Origin of the sequence: Streptomyces sp. CGMCC 4.7035 (assembly GCF_031583065.1) — a bacterium.
Taxonomy (GTDB): Bacteria; Actinomycetota; Actinomycetes; order Streptomycetales; family Streptomycetaceae; genus Streptomyces; species Streptomyces yaanensis.
Genome location: NZ_CP134053.1, coordinates 3150529 through 3165633, shown reverse-complemented (window position 1 = coordinate 3165633; position 15105 = coordinate 3150529). Strand labels below are relative to the sequence as shown.

The window sequence follows — 15105 nt, the reverse complement described above, 5'->3', positions numbered from 1 at the left end:
TGATGGCCGAAGACCGGGTGCTGAGGGTGCGATCGCTCCTCGACGCCGTGCGGGCCGAGGGGCGCACCGCGCTCACCGCGCCCGAGGGCAAGGTGATCGCCGACGCGTACGGGATCGCCGTACCCGGCGAGGAGCTGGCGACGGACGTGGACGAGGCGGTGGCGTACGCGGCGCGCTTCGGCGGGCCCGTCGTGATGAAGATCGTCTCCCCCGACATCCTGCACAAGACCGACGCCGGCGGCGTGATCGTCGGCGTGGAGGGCGCGGCGGACGTACGGGCCGCGTTCCACAAGATCGTCGAGAATGCGCGCGCGTACGACCCGGGCGCCCGCATCGAGGGCGTACAGGTCCAGGAGCTGCTCCCCCAGGGACAGGAGGTCATCGTCGGCGCGGTCACCGATCCGACCTTCGGGAAGGTCGTCGCCTTCGGGCTCGGCGGGGTCCTCGTCGAGGTTCTCAAGGACGTCACGTTCCGCCTCGCGCCCGTGGACGCCGACGAGGCGCTGTCCATGCTGGACTCGATCCGCTCGGCCGAGATCCTGCGCGGGGTGCGCGGCCGGGCGGGCGTGGACCGGTGGTCGATCGCCGAGCAGATCCGCCGGGTCTCCCAACTCGTCGCGGAGTTCCCGGAGATCGCCGAGGTGGACCTCAACCCCGTCATCGCCACCCCTCAGGGCGCGGTCGCGGCGGACATCCGCGTGATCCTCACCGACGCGCCCGCCAAGGAACGCCGTCGCTACACGCGCGACGAGATCCTCACTTCCATGCGCCGGTTGATGCAGCCGTCGTCGGTCGCCGTGATCGGCGCCTCCAACGAGCAGGGCAAGATCGGCAATTCGGTCATGCGCAACCTCGTCGACGGCGGCTTCCCCGGAGAGATCCATCCGGTGAACCCCAAGGCCGATGACATTCTGGACCGCAAGGCGTACAAGAGTGTCACGGACGTTCCCGGTGAGGTGGATGTGGCGGTCTTCGCGATCCCCGCCAAGTTCGTGGCCGCGGCGCTGGAGGAGGTGGGACGCAAGAAGATCCCCAACGCCGTCCTGATCCCCTCCGGGTTCGCGGAGACCGGCGAGCACGAGCTCCAGGCCGAGATCGTGGCGATCGCCGAGCGGTACGGCATCCGGCTGCTCGGGCCGAACATCTACGGCTACTACTCGACGTGGCAGGACCTGTGCGCCACGTTCTGCACGCCGTACGACGTCAAGGGCGGGGTCGCGCTGACCTCGCAGTCCGGTGGCATCGGGATGGCCATCCTGGGCTTCGCGCGGACCACCAAGACGGGTGTGTCGGCGATCGTCGGTCTCGGCAACAAGTCGGACCTGGACGAGGACGACCTGCTGACATGGTTCGGCGAGGACCCGCACACCGAGTGCATCGCGATGCACCTGGAGGACCTCAAGGACGGGCGTGCCTTCGTGGAGGCGGCCCGGGCGACGGTCCCGAAGAAGCCGGTCGTGGTCCTGAAGGCCGGCCGTACGGCGGCGGGAGCGAAGGCGGCCGGTTCGCACACGGGGGCACTCGCGGGTGACGACGCCGTGTACGACGACATCCTGCGGCAGGCCGGTGTCATCAGGGCGCCCGGACTGAACGACATGCTGGAGTACGCGCGCGCGTTGCCGGTGCTGCCCACCCCGAAGGGGGACAACGTGGTGATCATCACCGGGGCGGGCGGCAGTGGCGTACTGCTGTCCGACGCGGTGACCGACAACGGCCTGTCCCTGATGGAGATCCCGCCGGACCTGGACGCGTCCTTCAGGGAGTTCATTCCGCCCTTCGGGGCCGCGGGCAACCCGGTGGACATCACCGGGGGCGAGCCACCGTCGACGTACGAGGCGACGATCCGGCTGGGCCTTGAGGACCCGCGCATCCACGCGCTGGTGCTGGGCTACTGGCACACCATCGTGACTCCTCCGATGGTGTTCGCCGAGCTCACCGCGCGCGTGGTGGCCGAATTCCGTGAGCGTGGCATCGAGAAGCCGGTGGTGGCGTCGCTCGCGGGTGACGTCGAGGTCGAGGAGGCCTGCCAGTACCTGTACGAGCGGGGGGTCGTGGCGTACCCGTACACGACCGAGAAGCCGGTGGCCGTGCTCGGTGCGAAGTATCGCTGGGCGCGTGCGGCGGGGCTCCTGTGACGGGCCGGGCACGTACAGGACCGGCCGGGGGTCCGGGGGTTGACCCCCGGGCGAAAACCCGCTCGCTGGGCGCGTGCGGCGGGGATGCCGGGTGGTGGTTCATGAGGTGAATGAGTACGGGGCCGGACGACGGTGCGCGTCGGCCGGCCCCGGGACCCGTGCGCGCACGAAAGGCATTGGACAGGGGGCGCTGGCCAGAACTTTCGACGCAAGGGGTGCTGAGCGACATGACAACGACCGACTATTCGATGTCCGTCCCCTACAGGGAGGTGACGGACCGCAACGGCCGCGTGTACCGGATCGGCGAGAGTGACCGGGACATCATGGGGCGGCCGCGCTGGACCATGGTGCTCTTCCCGTGGATGGGCATGCTGGGCATCAGCTCCTCGGAGTACGCGTTCACATCGGCCGAGGACACACTGCACGAGGCCCACCTGTGGAGCAGTGGGCACATCTTCTGGCTGATGGGTGTCTGGGTGTTCTTCCAGGCGGCCGTGGCCTTCCCGGCCGGGCGGCTGCGGGAGAACGGCAGGCTGCCCGCGCGGCACGCGATGATGCTCGGCGCGCTGGGCACGGTCCTCGGCTATCTCTCCCTCGCGTACGCGCCGCACGTGACCGTCGCCTACCTCGGCTTCGGCGTGTGCAGCGGCATCGGCGCCGGACTCGTCTACGCGACCTGCGTGAACATGGTCGGCAAGTGGTATCCGGAGCGCAAGGGCGGCAAGACCGGCATGGTCAACGGCGGTTTCGCCTACGGCTCGGTGCCCTTCGTCTTCCTGTTCACCTCGTACATGGATCTCGGCAACTACAAGGGCGTCCTGGTGACGGTGGGCCTCATCTGCTGCTCCGTCGTGGCGTTCGCGGGGTGGTTCTTCAAGGACCCGCCGAAGAACTGGTGGCCGCCGCACGTCGACCCGCTCAGGTTGACCGACGACCCGAAGATCCGCCGGGCGCTGGAGAAGAACCCTCCGGCGGTCAAGCAGTACACCCCCGGGGAGGCCGCCCGCACCCCCGTTCTGTGGATGATGTGGTTCTGTCTGCTGTGCACGGCCGGCATCAATATCTTCGGTATCGCCTTCCAGGTGCCGTTCGGCAAGGACATGGGTTTCGCGGGCGGGATCGTGGCCACGGCGATGTCCCTGAAGGCCATCGTCAACGGCACCGGACGCGGCGTCATCGGCTGGATATCCGACCGCTGCGGCCGCCGTAACACGCTGATCATCGTCTGCATCGTGCTCGGCACCGCCCAGTTCGGCGTGCTGGTCTCCGGCCGGATGGGCAGCATGCCGTTCTTCCTGTTCTGCTCCATGGTCTCCGGCTTCGGCGGCGGTGCGATCTTCCCGCTGTTCGCGGCCATGACGGCGGACTACTTCGGCGAGAACAACAACGCCACGAACTACGGGATGGTCTACAGCTCGAAGCTCATCTCGGGTCTCGTGGGCTCCGGCGTCGGCTCGATCGTGGTCGGCGCCTGGGACTACGAGGGCGCGTTCGTCCTGGCAGGTTCCATCGGGCTGGCCTCCGCGGTACTGGCGCTCTTCCTGAAGGCGCCCGCAAGGCCGGGGGCCCGTCGTCGCATCGTTCCCAACCCGCAACCGCTCGGCGAGGAAATGGCCTGATATGACGGCAGATCCGTTCGCGACAAAGAGCTCGGCGGCACACTCCGACGCCGCAAACCGTCCCTACCGCGAAGTGACCGACTCCCGCGGCCGCGTCTACCGCGTCGGCGAGAGCGACCGGGACATCCTCGGCCACTCGCGCAAACTCATGATCTACCTGCCGTGGATCGCCATGATGGCGATCAGTGTCTTCGAGTACGCGTACGGCTCCGCGGAGGACACCCTGTCCCACGCGCACGGCTGGACGCAGAGCAACACCTTCTGGATCCTCAGTGTCTGGGTCTTCTTCCAGGCCGGCATCGCCTTTCCCGCGGGCTGGCTGCGGGAGAAGGGCATCCTGACCGCGCGCGCGGCGATGTACGTCGGCTCCGGCCTGTGCGTGGTCGGTTTCCTCGCCCTGTCGCACCTGAGCAACGTCCTGCCGGCGATCCTGGGATTCGGCGTGGTCGGCGGTATCGGGGCCGGCCTGGTCTACGCGACCTGCATCAACATGGTCGGCAAGTGGTTCCCGGAGCGCAGGGGCGCACGGACCGGGTTCGTCAACGGCGGGTTCGCGTACGGCTCGCTGCCGTTCATCTTCATCTTCAACTACGGCTTCGACACGGCGAACTACCACCGGGTCCTCGACCTCATCGGCTGCTACATCATGGTCGTGGTGGCAGGATGCGCGTTCTTCTTCAAGGACCCGCCGAAGAACTGGTGGCCCTCGGACATCGACCCGCTGACGTACGCGGGCGCCGGGAGGACCGCGACGGGTCTGGCCAAGAACCCTCCGGCGGCGAGGCAGTACACGCCCAAGGAGGCCATCAGAACGGGCATGCTGCCGCTGATGTGGATCTCCATCGTGATGACCGCCGGTGTGTCGATCTTCGGTATCTCCTTCCAGGTCGACTTCGCCAAGGACGTGGGCTTCGGCCCGCTGGTGGCGGCCTCGTCGATGGGCGTCATGGCGGTCATCAACGGCGTCGGCCGCGGTGTCGTGGGCTGGTTGTCGGACAGGTGGGGCCGTAAGTCCACCCTGGTGTTCGTCATCGTGGTCCTGGGGCTCGCCCAGTTCGGTGTGATCTGGGCGGGCGACGTCAAGAGCGAGTGGCTGTTCTTGTTCTTCGCCTTCCTCTCCGGGTTCGGCGGTGGCGCGTTCTACCCGCTGTTCGCCGCGCTGACCCCGGACTACTTCGGCGAGAACTACAACGCCACCAACTACGGGCTGGTGTACAGCGGCAAGCTGATCAGCGGTCTGTTCGGCGGCGGCCTGGGCTCCATGGTGGTCGCGGCCTGGGGCTACGACGGCGCGTACGCGCTGGCCGGCGGCGTCTCGATGGTGGCGGCGGGGATCGCGCTGCTGCTGCGGCAGCCGGGGCGGAGCCGAGAGGTCACGCCGGCTCCGCGGCCGCAGGCCGCGGGCTGACGGCGCCGGGAGAAGTGAGGAGGCCCTCCCCGGGCTCGGGGAGGGCCTCCTCATGTCTGCCCGCGGACGGTTACTCAGCACTTCTCACGTAGTGAGTGCAGGTACTCGCTGGAGCGGCGCGCGAACGTGAGCGAATCGGTCGGGTTGTCGCGCTCGGCCTGCCAGTGATGCGTCAGGCGCTCGCCCCGCAGCCGGGTCACGGCCGAGATGAACCGCTGGTAGTCGATGTCGCCGTCGCCGACGTCGACCATTTGGTAGCCGAACTGGTTCGACGGGTCACTCACTCCGTCCTTCACATGGAAGAGCGGGTAGCGGTGGGGCTGCTTGAGGACGTAGTCGAGGGGCTCGAAGGGCGCGGGCGTGCCGTCGGGCCGCTTGGAGAAGCGGAACTGGCCGGCGTACGCCCAGAAGATGTCCATCTCCAGGAAGACGAGGTCGGGGTCGGTCTCGGCGAGCAGTACGTCGTAGAGACGGACCTTGGGGTTGTCGCTGGCGAAGGAGAACTCGTCGGAGTGGTTGTGCTGGTAGAACTTCATGCCGCGCGCCTTCGCCGCCGCTCCGTACGCGTTGAATTCCTCGGCCGCGCGCTTCCAGGCGTCGACGGTGGAGCCGTAGCGGAACGGGCCCGAGGCGGTGCCGATGTGGGGGAGGCCGAGGGCCTCGGCGTCGTCCAGGACCTGGGTGAGGTTCTGCGCGAAGGTGTACGCGTTCGGGTCGCTGGAGTAGTAGCCGACGTGGCTGCCGATCGGGGTCAGGCCGTGGTCCTTCGCCAGCCGCCTGAGCTGGGCGAGGGTGATCGGGCCCGCCGAGCCCTGCGTGTATCCGGCGAGTTCGATCTCGCCGTAACCGTACTTCTCCAGCTCGGCGAAGACGGGGGCGAAGCCGAGGGTGGAGACCTTGTCGCGCAGGCTGTAGAGCTGGATGCCGAGCCGTCCGGGCGGCAGGACGGGGCGGCCGCGGCCGGCGGCGCCGGCCTCGGCGGCGGTGGCTTCGGCCGCGGTGGCGGCCGTCGCGGGAGCCGCGGCTGCGCCCAGCAGCGCGGCGGCGGTGGCGCCCGCGGCCACTCCCAGCATGCCTCGTCTGCTGAGGCGGTGGGTGAGTTCGGGATCGGTGTGCGAGATGCGGCTCATGCCTGGAACTCCTCGTTGTCAAAGGGCGTTGTCAGTGGTGAGTGCTTCACTTGTGACCAGTCGGGACCGGACACGTGGGTGGGACCGGCGTGTCGGCCGAGACCGGCGAGTTGGAGCAGGAGTGACTTCACATCGGTGGCCGCGACGCGGTCGCCGACAGCGCGGGGGGTGGAGCAGATGAGGAGCGGACCGTCGTCGTCGCTCGTGGGAAGGCGGCCGTGGCTGCCGCGAATAGGTGACGGGTCGAGGGGCACGACCGCCATGCGGTAGCGCATGCCGAGTTTCTTGCGGGCCAGGGCGGTGGCTGCTCTGACCTTGACGTAGGGGTCGGCCGGATCCATGAAGAGTTCGACCGGGTCGTATCCGGGTTTGCGGTGGATCTCGACGAGTCGCGCGAAGTCGGGCGCGCGGGCGTCGTCGAGCCAGTAGTAGTACGTGAACCAGGCGTCCGGTTCCGCGACGGCGACCAGCTCGCCGGAGCGCGGATGGTCGAGATGATGGGTCTTCTTGCCGTCGTCGTCGAGGAGTTGCTCGATGCCGGGCAGGCCGGCGAGGGCGGACCGGGTCTCTTCGAGGTCTTCGGGGCGGCGCACGTAGACATGGGCGATCTGGTGATCGGCGACCGCGAAGGCGCGGGAGGCCATCGGGTCGAGGTACTCCATGCCGTCCTGCGTGTGCACCTCCAGCAGGCCGGCCCGGCGCAGGGCGCGGTTGATGTCGACGGGCCGGTCCGCGCGGGTGATGCCGTACTCGGACAGCGCGACGACGGTACGGCCCTCGGCGCGTGCGTCGTCCAGGAGCGGCGCCATGGCGGCGTCCAGATCGGCGGCCGCCTTCCGGGAGCGTGGGTCGTCGGGGCCGAAACGCTGCAGGTCGTAGTCGAGGTGAGGGAGGTAGCAGAGCGTCAGATCGGGTTGCCGGGTGCGCAGGACATGACGGGTCGCGTCGATGATCCACTGGCTGGAGACCAGGTCGGCGCCGGGTCCCCAGAAGTGGAAGAGGGGGAACGTGCCGAATTTCTGGATCAGTTCGTCGTGCAGGGCCGGGGGTCTGGTGTAGCAGTCGGGTTCCTTGCGGCCGTCGGAGTAGTAGACGGGACGAGGGGTGACGGTGATGTCGGTGTCGGCGCCCATGGCGTACCACCAGCAGATATTGGCGACCGTGTAGCCGGGGTGCGCGCGGCGGGCGGCGTCCCACAGCTTGTCTCCGGCGACAAGACCGTTGTGCTGCCGCCACAGGAGTACGTCGCCGAGCTCGCGGAAGTACCAGCCATTGCCGACGATGCCGTGCTCGGACGGCATCGTGCCGGTGAGGAAGGTGGACTGGGCGGCGCAGGTGACGGCGGGCAGGACGGTGCCGAGCGGCGCGCGGGATCCTGACTGGCCGAGCGCCTTGAGGTGGGGCATGTGGTCGAGGAGACGGGGGGTGAGGCCGACGACGTCCAGGACGAGGAGCGGGGTGGGACCTGTGGTGGTCCGGCGGGCGCTCATGGGAGTTCCTTCAGGCCGAGGTCGGTCAACAGGTCGCGGGCGAGAGTGAGTTCGGCGGCGATGCCGTCGGCGAGCTGCGCGCGGGCGCGGGGCCGCAGCTCGGGCGGGAGGGCCTGCCAGGTGTAGGTCTCGACCTCCAGGTGTCGGGTGAGCGGGTGCGGGCCGCCGACGAGCCGGGTCAGCGCGGCCTTCAGGACGGGGAGCGTGGAGGTCAGGGGCGCGGCGGGGGCCGCGTGCAGCGGAACGTGGAAATGGGCGCGCCAGGCGGAGCCGTCCGGCAGGACGTCGCCGTGGAGGGCCTCGCCGAGGTCGTCGGTGCCCCGCAGGCCGGCGGCGGTGGAGGTGCGGGTCTGGTGCAGGAAGCGGGGTTCGTCGAAGGCGGCGAGGGCCTCGCGGACTTCGGGCAGATGGGGGTGTTCGGCATGCAGGGCTGCTGAGAGCTGGGACTTGACGATGGGGAGGCGGGCCCGGGTGAGCGCGTCCAGGGCGGTGTGCGGATCTTCGAAGGAGGTGGCGAGGTGGCAGGTGTCCACGCAGATGCCGATGCGGTTGTGGGCGATCGCGGTCAGCGGGGCGATGGCGTCGCCGGTGGTCTCGACGATGCAGCCGGGTTCCGGTTCCAGGCCGACGCGGATGGAGCGGCCGGTCAGCTCCGCCAGGGCGTCGAGGCGTTGGCCGAGGGTGCGCAGTGCGGTGCGGGCCGTTGTGGCGCGCTGTTCGTCCTCGGCGGTGCGCCAGGCGAGGGGCAGGGTGGAGATGCTGCCTTCGGTGACGTCGTCGGGAAGCAGGCCCGCGAGGACGCGGGCGAGGGCGGTGGTGTGGTCCAGGCGTTCGGAGTCGCCCCAGTCCGGTTTGTAGACGCGGTACTTGACCTTCTCGGCGCCGAAGCCCTGGTACGGAAAGCCGTTGAGGGTGACGACTTCGAGGCCGCGGTGGTCGAGTTCGGTGCGCAGGGCGCGCAGGGCGGACGGGTCGCTGACCAGGGCGTGGGCGGCGTCCTTGGCGAGCCACAGGCCGATGCCGAGACGGTCGCGGCCGAGGCGGCGGCGGACGGGCTGGCAGTGGTCGCGGAGCTGGGCGAGGACGCCGTCGAGGGTTTCGGCGGGGTGGACGTTGGTGCAGTAGGCAAGGTGGACGGTCGAGCCGTCGGGGTGGCGGAAGCGCATGGGTCACGCCTCCGCGGTGCCGGTGGTGGTGCCGTCCTTGGGGACGCCGCGGAGGACGGAGTTGCCCTCGTGGGTGGTGCCCGGCGCGGCGAGGTCGAGGTTCAGGCGGCCGCTGAGCCCGTAGAAGGCGACGGGGTTGCGCCACAGGACCCGGTCGACGTCGTCCTCGGTGAAGTCCTCGGCGAGCATCAGGTCGCCGACTCTTCGGGTCTTGAGCGGGTCGCTCCTGCCCCAGTCGGCGGCGGAGTTCACCAGGACCTGTTCGGGCCCGTACTCACGGAGGATCGCGACCATCCGCTGCTCGTCCATCTTGGTGTCCGGATAGACGGAGAAGCCCAGCCAGCATCCGCTGTCCTTGGCCTCCTTGACGGTGGTTTCGTTGAGGTGGTCGACCAGGACGCGCTCCGGGGGCAGCGCGGACTCCCGGACGACGTCGAGGGTGCGACGCAGGCCGGCCGGCTTGTCGCGGTGGGGGGTGTGGACGAGTGCGGGCAGCTGGTGGTCGGCGGCGAGCTGGAGCTGGACGGCCAGGGCGGTGTCCTCGGCGGGGGTCATGGAGTCGTAGCCGATCTCGCCGACGGCCACGACCTGGTCCTTGACGAGATACCGGGGCAGTTCGTCGAGGACCGGGACGCAGCGGGGGTCGCCCGCCTCCTTGGGGTTGAGGGCGAGGGTGCAGTGGTGGGCGATGCCGTACTGGGCGGCGCGGAAGGGTTCCCAGCCCAGGAGGGAGTCGAAGTAGTCGAGGAAGGAGGCGGGCGAGGTGCGGGGCTGGCCGAGCCAGAAGGACGGCTCGACCACGGCGCGGACGCCTGCGGCGTGCATGGCCTCGTAGTCGTCCGTGGTCCGTGACGTCATGTGGATGTGGGGGTCGAAGATGCGCATCAGGACTCCTTGCCGTGCGGGTCGTCCGTGGCGTGCTCAGGGGCCGCGGAATCGGTCAGGGCCAGGACGCGGTACAGGTCTTCGGGTACGGGACGGCCCGCGGCGGTGCGTTCGGCTGCGTAGTCGTCGAGCATGCGGGCGAGTTCGGTGTCGCCGCGCGCACGCCGGGCCAGGCCGGCCACGCTGCCGACGGGGACGCCGGTGAACAGGCACTTCAGGACGGCGTGGCGCCAGGGATGGGGGGCGAGGTGCCGGGCGGCGTACGGGCCGACGGCGGCGGCGAGGAGCCGGGTGTCGTTGGTGCGCAGCGCGTCCTCGACGAGCGGTACGGCGTCGGGGCCCGCTACGAGGTGCGGCAGGGCGTGCAGGACGGCGCGGCGCTCGTCGGCGGTGCCCTGACGGTAGACCCGGGTGAGTGCGGTGGTGTCGGCGTGGGCCGCGTGGAGGATGAGGACACGGGCGGCGTCGGCGTGTGCGGGGCCGCAGCGGCGTCCGGCCTCGGCGAGACGCAACTCCCAGACGGAGATGGGCCCGTGGGTGCCGGGGTGGACGGAGGCCTCGTCGAGTGCCTGGTGGAGCCAGGCGCGGGAGCCCTGGCCGAGGCAGACGTCGAGGTGGGCGTGGACCTCGTCCAGTGGGGTGAGGGCGAGGGAGGTGCCGATGGCCGGGGTGCCGGGGGTGGTGTGCGGGTGGGTCATGCGGTTCTCCCTTCGGGGGTGGTGGAGGGCTCGTCGTGGGCCGGTACGGCGACCGGCGCGTGCGCGCTGACGGCCGTCGCCGCCGCCTTGCGGAGGAACGGGAGGGAGTGTTCGGCGTAGTGGGGCCCGGCGTGGGAGTGGCGGGGCAGTTCGACGACGGTCAGACCCCGGTAGGCGGTGGCGGACAGGGCCGCGAGGACGCGCGGGAAGTCGATGTCGCCGTCGCCGTCGCCGTCGCCGAAGGGGAGGTGTTCATGGGTGCCGCGGCGCATGTCCTCGATCTGGACGTGGCGCAGCCAGGGGGCGGCGGCGCGCACGCAGTCGGCGGGAGGGAGGGGTTCGAGGCACTGGCAGTGTCCGATGTCGAGAGTGAGGCCCAGGGCTTCCGGGTCCCCGAGGGCGTGGCGGAGGCGGTGGAAGTCGGCGAGGGTGGCGAGGAGGTGGCCGGGTTCGGGTTCGACGGCGAGGGGGATGCCGGCGGTGGTGGCGGCCTCCAGGACGGGGGCGAGGGTCTCGGCCAGTCGTTTCCACGCCGCGTCCTGGTCGGTTCCCGGCGGGGTGATGCCGCTGAAGCAGTGCACCGCGTGAGCGCCGAGGTCGGCGGCGACCCGGACGGCCCGGCTCAGCAGGTCGACGCGGCGGGCGCGGTCCTCCGGGTCCGGGTCCAGGAGGGAGGGACCGTGTTTGCGGCGCGGGTCGAGCACATAGCGGGCTCCCGTCTCCACGGTGACCTCCAGGCCGAGCGCCTCCAGCCGGCGCGCCACCTTGCGGGTGCGGGCGGCGAGGTCGGGGGCGAGCGGGTCGAGGTGCATGTGGTCGAGGGTCAGTCCGACGCCGTCGTAGCCGAGGTCGGCGAGCAGGGCGAGGGCGTCGTCGAGGCGGAGGTCGGCGAGGCCGTTGGTGCCGTAGCCGAAGTGGAGGGGGTTGCGGGTGGGAGTCGGTTCCGGCGTCCGCGTGTTTCCGGGAGCAGGTGCCTGTGGGCGTGTCCTCATGTGAGGCTCACCTTCCTCCCGAACTTCGCCGCGAGCGGGGCCAGCGCAGCGGTGAACAGCGCGGCGGCCGGGGCACCGGCTCGGGCGGACAGGGCGGCCTGGAGCGGGATCATGGCGCGGATGCCGGCGCCGACGGCGCGTTGGGTGAGCGGGGGTGATGGGTTGAGGGTGGCGTGGAAGCAGGGCCGGGCGGCGGTCGTGGCGTAGGCGGCGGCGAGGGCTGCGCGTAGGGCGTGCCCTGCGGTGTCCCGCACACGGGGGCGTTCGAGCAGGTCGCCGCGGGCCGAAGCCGACGGGGCCTGGCGTGGGACGGTGTCGTCGGCCGGGGACCGGCCTGGGAACACCGCGGCCCGTGGGCGTGTCAGCCGCCAGGTCAGTACGCCGGTCGCGGCCAGCGCCGCCAGCGGAGCCACCGGCGAGCCGCCACGCGTTTCATGGCGGGACACGGTGGTCACCGCGAGGGTGTGGGTGCTGAGGAGGACGGCCGGGCGGAGGGCCGGGCGGGTGCGGCCCGCGGTGGCCGCGGCGCCGAGGAGCAGGTCCAGGCCGCGGGCCGCCGCCATCGCGGCCGGGCCCGCCGGGGTCCGCTTCAGGATCAGGTCGTACGCCCAGACGGTGGCCGCCAGAGGTACGGCGACGGCGAGGGCGGGACGGCCGGCACGGGAGGCCAGGGTCAGGCCCGCCGCCGTGCACGCGCAGGCCGCGATGAAGGCCTCGGTGGGACGGATGCGGCCGGAGGGGAGAGGGCGGTGCGGGCGTTCCGCGGCGTCCTCGTCGCGGTCGGCCCAGTCGTTGAGGGCCATGCCCGCTTCGTACAGGCACAGGGAGGAGCCGATGGCCAGCACGGTACGGAGGTCGGGGTGTGCCGAGACCGCCGCCGCACCGGCGAGTGCGTCTCCGGGGACGGTGAACAGGGCGGGCAGACGGAGCAGTTCGGCCCAGGCGGCCAGACTGTTCCGGTTCCCGGTGTTCCTCCGGTGCGGGTCGGGCGTGGCGGCCCGCCCTGCTCCGGCACTCGCTTGGGACGGACGCGCCGTCATGTCGCTCCGGCTCATCGCGGCTCCCCCGTATGCTCCCCGGTCCGCACGTCCCGCAGCCGCTGCGCGAATCCCACCAGCTCCGCGTACTGCTCTCCCAGTGCCGAGGGTGCGTCCCCCACCGGGTCCTTGAAGTAGAAGCCCAGCTCACCGAGCGGGCCGGACAGGCCGGCCTCGTGCGCGCGCAGCACCAGCCGGGCCAGATCCAGCACCAGCGGCGCGGCCAGCGCCGAGTCGCACCCCTGCCAGATGGTCTGCAACACCATGCGCGCCCCGAGGAAGCCGTCGAAGGCGACGTGGTCCCAGGCGGTCTTCCACTCGCCGAGGGCGGGGACGTCGTCGATGTGCACCTCGCCCTCGGGCGCCGTGCCGAGGGTGTCGGCGAGAACCCTCTCCTTGCCCGCGTTCTTGGCCGCCGCCGCGGCCGGGTCGGACAGGGAGGCACCGTCCCCGCCACCCAGCAGGTTGGTTCCGGACCAGGCCCGCACCGCGAGCGCACGCTGGGCGAACATCGGTCCCAGCGCCGAGCGGAGCAGCGTCTGGCCGGTCTTGCCGTCGCGGCCCGCGTACGGCAGCCCGCTCGCTGCCGCCGCCGAAGCCAGTGCCGGATGGTGCAGGCCCGTCGACGGGGTGAAGTTCACGTAGGGGCAGCCCGCCCGCAGCGCGGCCGCCGCGTACAGGGAACTCGGCGCGAGCGTGTCTCCTGTGGCCGGGGGCTCGGTGGACGCCACATTCACCACCACCGCCCGCGTCAGATCGCACCGTCCTACGAAGTCCCGGATGTCCGCGGCGAAGGCGGCGATCAGTTCCTCCTCGTCCCGGCCGTCCCCTGGGGCCGGTCCGCCGGGGCGGATCTCCCGCTCGGCGGCAGCGAGTTCGGACGCGACCGCGGCCGGGAGGCCGGGCGGCAGCACTCCGCCCGCCGCCAGGGCCTCCGCGCGCTTGGGCAGGGGGCAGTCCACCGTGTCGTGGCCGCCGAAGACGAGCGTCGACAGCGCCGGCAGACCGCTGTCGGCGAACGTGGGTGTCTCGGTGACCATGCCGGTGGGCGGGTGCAGGCCCGCGGTCACGGCGGCGCACCCGGCGACGACCGTGGTGGCGACGGAGCCACGGGCGCCGATCAGCCATACCCCGGCGCGGGCTCGGGAAAGGGACGCGGACATGGGCAGCCTCCTTGTCGTGCGGGGACCACGGCAGAGACGGGGGAAGACGGCGGGCGGGAGTCCGGCGTCCCCCGCCCGCCGCCGCTCACTTGCCCTTCTCGGGCAGTTCCTTGATCCGGATGTCGCGGAAGGACACCTGGTCGTCGGCTCCGTGGTTCTGGATGCCGACGTGTCCGTCGACGAGGCTCCGGGCCGGATCGGTGTTGGTGAAATCGTTGATCTTCACGCCGTTGAGCCAGACGCGGAGGCGTTCGCCCTCCACGCGGATCTCGTACGTGTTCCACTCCCCCGGCGGGTTCAGCGCGCGGTCACGCTTCTTCAGGTCGGCGGACTGGAAGCCGTAGACGGACCCGGTGGTCTTCTCCGGGACGTCCGTGGCGTCGATCTGGATCTCGTAGCCGTTGTTCACCGCCGACCACGGGTCGTCCGAGGGCGGGAAGCCCACGAACACCCCGGAGTTGTCGTCGCCGGAGGCACCGGCCGTCTTCCAGTCGAGCTTCAGGGAGTACGACCCGAAGCCCGACGCGGCGTACCAGAGCATCCCCATACCGCCGGCCGACGTGAGTGTGCCGTCGTCGGACAGCGTGAAGGAGCCCGGGCCCGCCTGCTTCCAGCCGTCCAGCGAGCCGGCCGTGCCGTCGAACAACGGCCGGTAGCCGTTCTCCGGGCGGCAGTCGGCCTGGGCGTCGCCGGTCGCCCAGCGGATCCCGCCCAGCAGGTGCTGCCGGAAGGCGGGGTCGGCGTAGGACTCCTTGGTGTGGCCGCCGCCCGTGTAGAAGGCGCGGCCGCCCTGGTAGTTCTGGCACCAGGCGATCGGGTGATCGCCGTTCATGGTGCCACCGGTGTACGACGACTCGTCGAGCGAGGCGAGGACATGGACCCGTTCCCGCGGGTTGGAGCGGTAGTTGTACCACTCGTCGGTGCGTTCCCAGGTGCGGGACAGTCCCGAGGTCGCCGGGTGGGCGCGGTCCTCGACGTTCACCGTCGCGGGCTGGATCGCCGGGTGCGACTGGAAGTAGGCGCCGACGACGCCGCCGTAGAACGCCCAGTCGTACTCGGTGTCGGCGGCGGCGTGGATGCCGACGTACCCGCCACCGCCGCGGATGTAGTTCTCGAAGGCGCGCTGCTGCGTGGTGTCGAGCACGTCTCCCGTCGTCGAGAGGAACACGACCGCGTCGTAGCGCCGGAGGTTCGACGGGGTGAACGCGCTCGCGTCCTCGGTCGCGTCGACCGTGAAACCGCCTGTCTCACCGAGCTGTTTCACCGCCGCTACGCCGTCCGGGATCGAGTCGTGGCGGAAGCCGGCCGTCTTGGAGAAGACCAGCACCTTCGTACCGGCCAAGGAGTGCGGGAGAGCCGGTTCCGCCATGCAGCTCAGAACA

The 15105-nt window shown here is 70.9% G+C and carries 11 protein-coding genes and 1 pseudogene; 3 read left to right on the top strand and 9 right to left on the bottom strand.

Features of this window, described 5'->3' with window-relative positions:
* Positions 1-2: 2 nt before the first annotated feature.
* The 3 genes from Q2K21_RS13400 (at position 3) to Q2K21_RS13390 (ending at position 5162) form a co-directional block, all read left to right on the top strand.
* On the top strand, positions 3-2135 hold the full coding sequence (locus Q2K21_RS13400) for an acetate--CoA ligase family protein (protein WP_310770305.1): 2133 nt from the start codon (positions 3-5) through the stop codon (positions 2133-2135).
* Positions 2136-2362: 227 nt separating this feature from the next.
* Positions 2363-3754, top strand: coding sequence for an OFA family MFS transporter (locus tag Q2K21_RS13395; RefSeq protein ID WP_310770303.1), 1392 nt, complete (start codon positions 2363-2365; stop codon positions 3752-3754).
* A 1-nt stretch (position 3755) separates the two neighbouring features.
* Positions 3756-5162: an OFA family MFS transporter gene (locus Q2K21_RS13390; RefSeq protein WP_310770301.1), complete on the top strand. Its 1407-nt coding sequence runs from the start codon at positions 3756-3758 to the stop codon at positions 5160-5162.
* 74 nt (positions 5163-5236) lie between these two features.
* Here the strand turns inward: Q2K21_RS13390 and Q2K21_RS13385 are convergent, their stop codons facing one another.
* The 9 genes and pseudogenes from Q2K21_RS13385 to Q2K21_RS13345 form a co-directional block, all read right to left on the bottom strand.
* Positions 5237-6292 (bottom strand): sugar phosphate isomerase/epimerase family protein, encoded by a 1056-nt coding sequence (locus Q2K21_RS13385; protein WP_310770300.1) that lies wholly within the window; start codon positions 6290-6292, stop codon positions 5237-5239.
* Between the two features lie 95 nt (positions 6293-6387).
* A pseudogene (locus tag Q2K21_RS13380) lies at positions 6388-7782 on the bottom strand (alkaline phosphatase family protein); the annotation flags it as partial.
* Positions 7779-8948: a metabolite traffic protein EboE gene (gene eboE, locus Q2K21_RS13375; protein WP_310770298.1), complete on the bottom strand. Its 1170-nt coding sequence runs from the start codon at positions 8946-8948 to the stop codon at positions 7779-7781. The pseudogene Q2K21_RS13380 and the gene eboE, both read right to left, overlap by 4 nt.
* A 3-nt stretch (positions 8949-8951) precedes the next feature.
* Positions 8952-9833, bottom strand: a complete 882-nt coding sequence (locus tag Q2K21_RS13370; RefSeq protein ID WP_310770296.1) for a TatD family hydrolase — start codon at positions 9831-9833, stop codon at positions 8952-8954.
* Positions 9833-10531, bottom strand: a complete 699-nt coding sequence (locus Q2K21_RS13365) for an EboA domain-containing protein (RefSeq protein ID WP_310770294.1) — start codon at positions 10529-10531, stop codon at positions 9833-9835. The genes Q2K21_RS13370 and Q2K21_RS13365 overlap by 1 nt, the downstream gene beginning before the upstream one ends.
* On the bottom strand, positions 10528-11523 hold the full coding sequence (locus Q2K21_RS13360) for a sugar phosphate isomerase/epimerase family protein (protein WP_310770292.1): 996 nt from the start codon (positions 11521-11523) through the stop codon (positions 10528-10530). The genes Q2K21_RS13365 and Q2K21_RS13360 overlap by 4 nt, the downstream gene beginning before the upstream one ends.
* Positions 11520-12578: an SCO3242 family prenyltransferase gene (locus Q2K21_RS13355; protein ID WP_310770290.1), complete on the bottom strand. Its 1059-nt coding sequence runs from the start codon at positions 12576-12578 to the stop codon at positions 11520-11522. The genes Q2K21_RS13360 and Q2K21_RS13355 overlap by 4 nt, the downstream gene beginning before the upstream one ends.
* A complete protein-coding gene (locus Q2K21_RS13350) occupies positions 12575-13723 on the bottom strand; it encodes an inositol-3-phosphate synthase (protein ID WP_310770288.1) in 1149 nt (382 codons plus the stop codon). Before Q2K21_RS13350 ends, Q2K21_RS13355 begins: the two co-directional genes overlap by 4 nt.
* Before the next feature lie 85 nt (positions 13724-13808).
* Positions 13809-15092 (bottom strand): ThuA domain-containing protein, encoded by a 1284-nt coding sequence (locus Q2K21_RS13345; RefSeq protein WP_386275962.1) that lies wholly within the window; start codon positions 15090-15092, stop codon positions 13809-13811.
* Positions 15093-15105 lie beyond the last annotated feature (13 nt).

Bases quoted from the DNA above. Each gene is read 5' to 3' on its own strand.
- Q2K21_RS13355 (WP_310770290.1), bottom strand. From the start codon at position 12,578: ATGAGCCGGAGCGACATGACGGCGCGTCCGTCCCAAGCGAGTGCCGGA.
- eboE (WP_310770298.1), bottom strand. From the start codon at position 8,948: ATGCGCTTCCGCCACCCCGACGGCTCGACCGTCCACCTTGCCTACTGC.
- Q2K21_RS13390 (WP_310770301.1), top strand. From the start codon at position 3,756: ATGACGGCAGATCCGTTCGCGACAAAGAGCTCGGCGGCACACTCCGAC.
- Q2K21_RS13350 (WP_310770288.1), bottom strand. From the start codon at position 13,723: ATGTCCGCGTCCCTTTCCCGAGCCCGCGCCGGGGTATGGCTGATCGGC.
- Q2K21_RS13385 (WP_310770300.1), bottom strand. From the start codon at position 6,292: ATGAGCCGCATCTCGCACACCGATCCCGAACTCACCCACCGCCTCAGC.
- Q2K21_RS13400 (WP_310770305.1), top strand. From the start codon at position 3: ATGGCCGAAGACCGGGTGCTGAGGGTGCGATCGCTCCTCGACGCCGTG.
- Q2K21_RS13365 (WP_310770294.1), bottom strand. From the start codon at position 10,531: ATGACCCACCCGCACACCACCCCCGGCACCCCGGCCATCGGCACCTCC.
- Q2K21_RS13345 (WP_386275962.1), bottom strand. From the start codon at position 15,092: ATGGCGGAACCGGCTCTCCCGCACTCCTTGGCCGGTACGAAGGTGCTG.
- Q2K21_RS13370 (WP_310770296.1), bottom strand. From the start codon at position 9,833: ATGCGCATCTTCGACCCCCACATCCACATGACGTCACGGACCACGGAC.
- Q2K21_RS13395 (WP_310770303.1), top strand. From the start codon at position 2,363: ATGACAACGACCGACTATTCGATGTCCGTCCCCTACAGGGAGGTGACG.
- Q2K21_RS13360 (WP_310770292.1), bottom strand. From the start codon at position 11,523: ATGAGGACACGCCCACAGGCACCTGCTCCCGGAAACACGCGGACGCCG.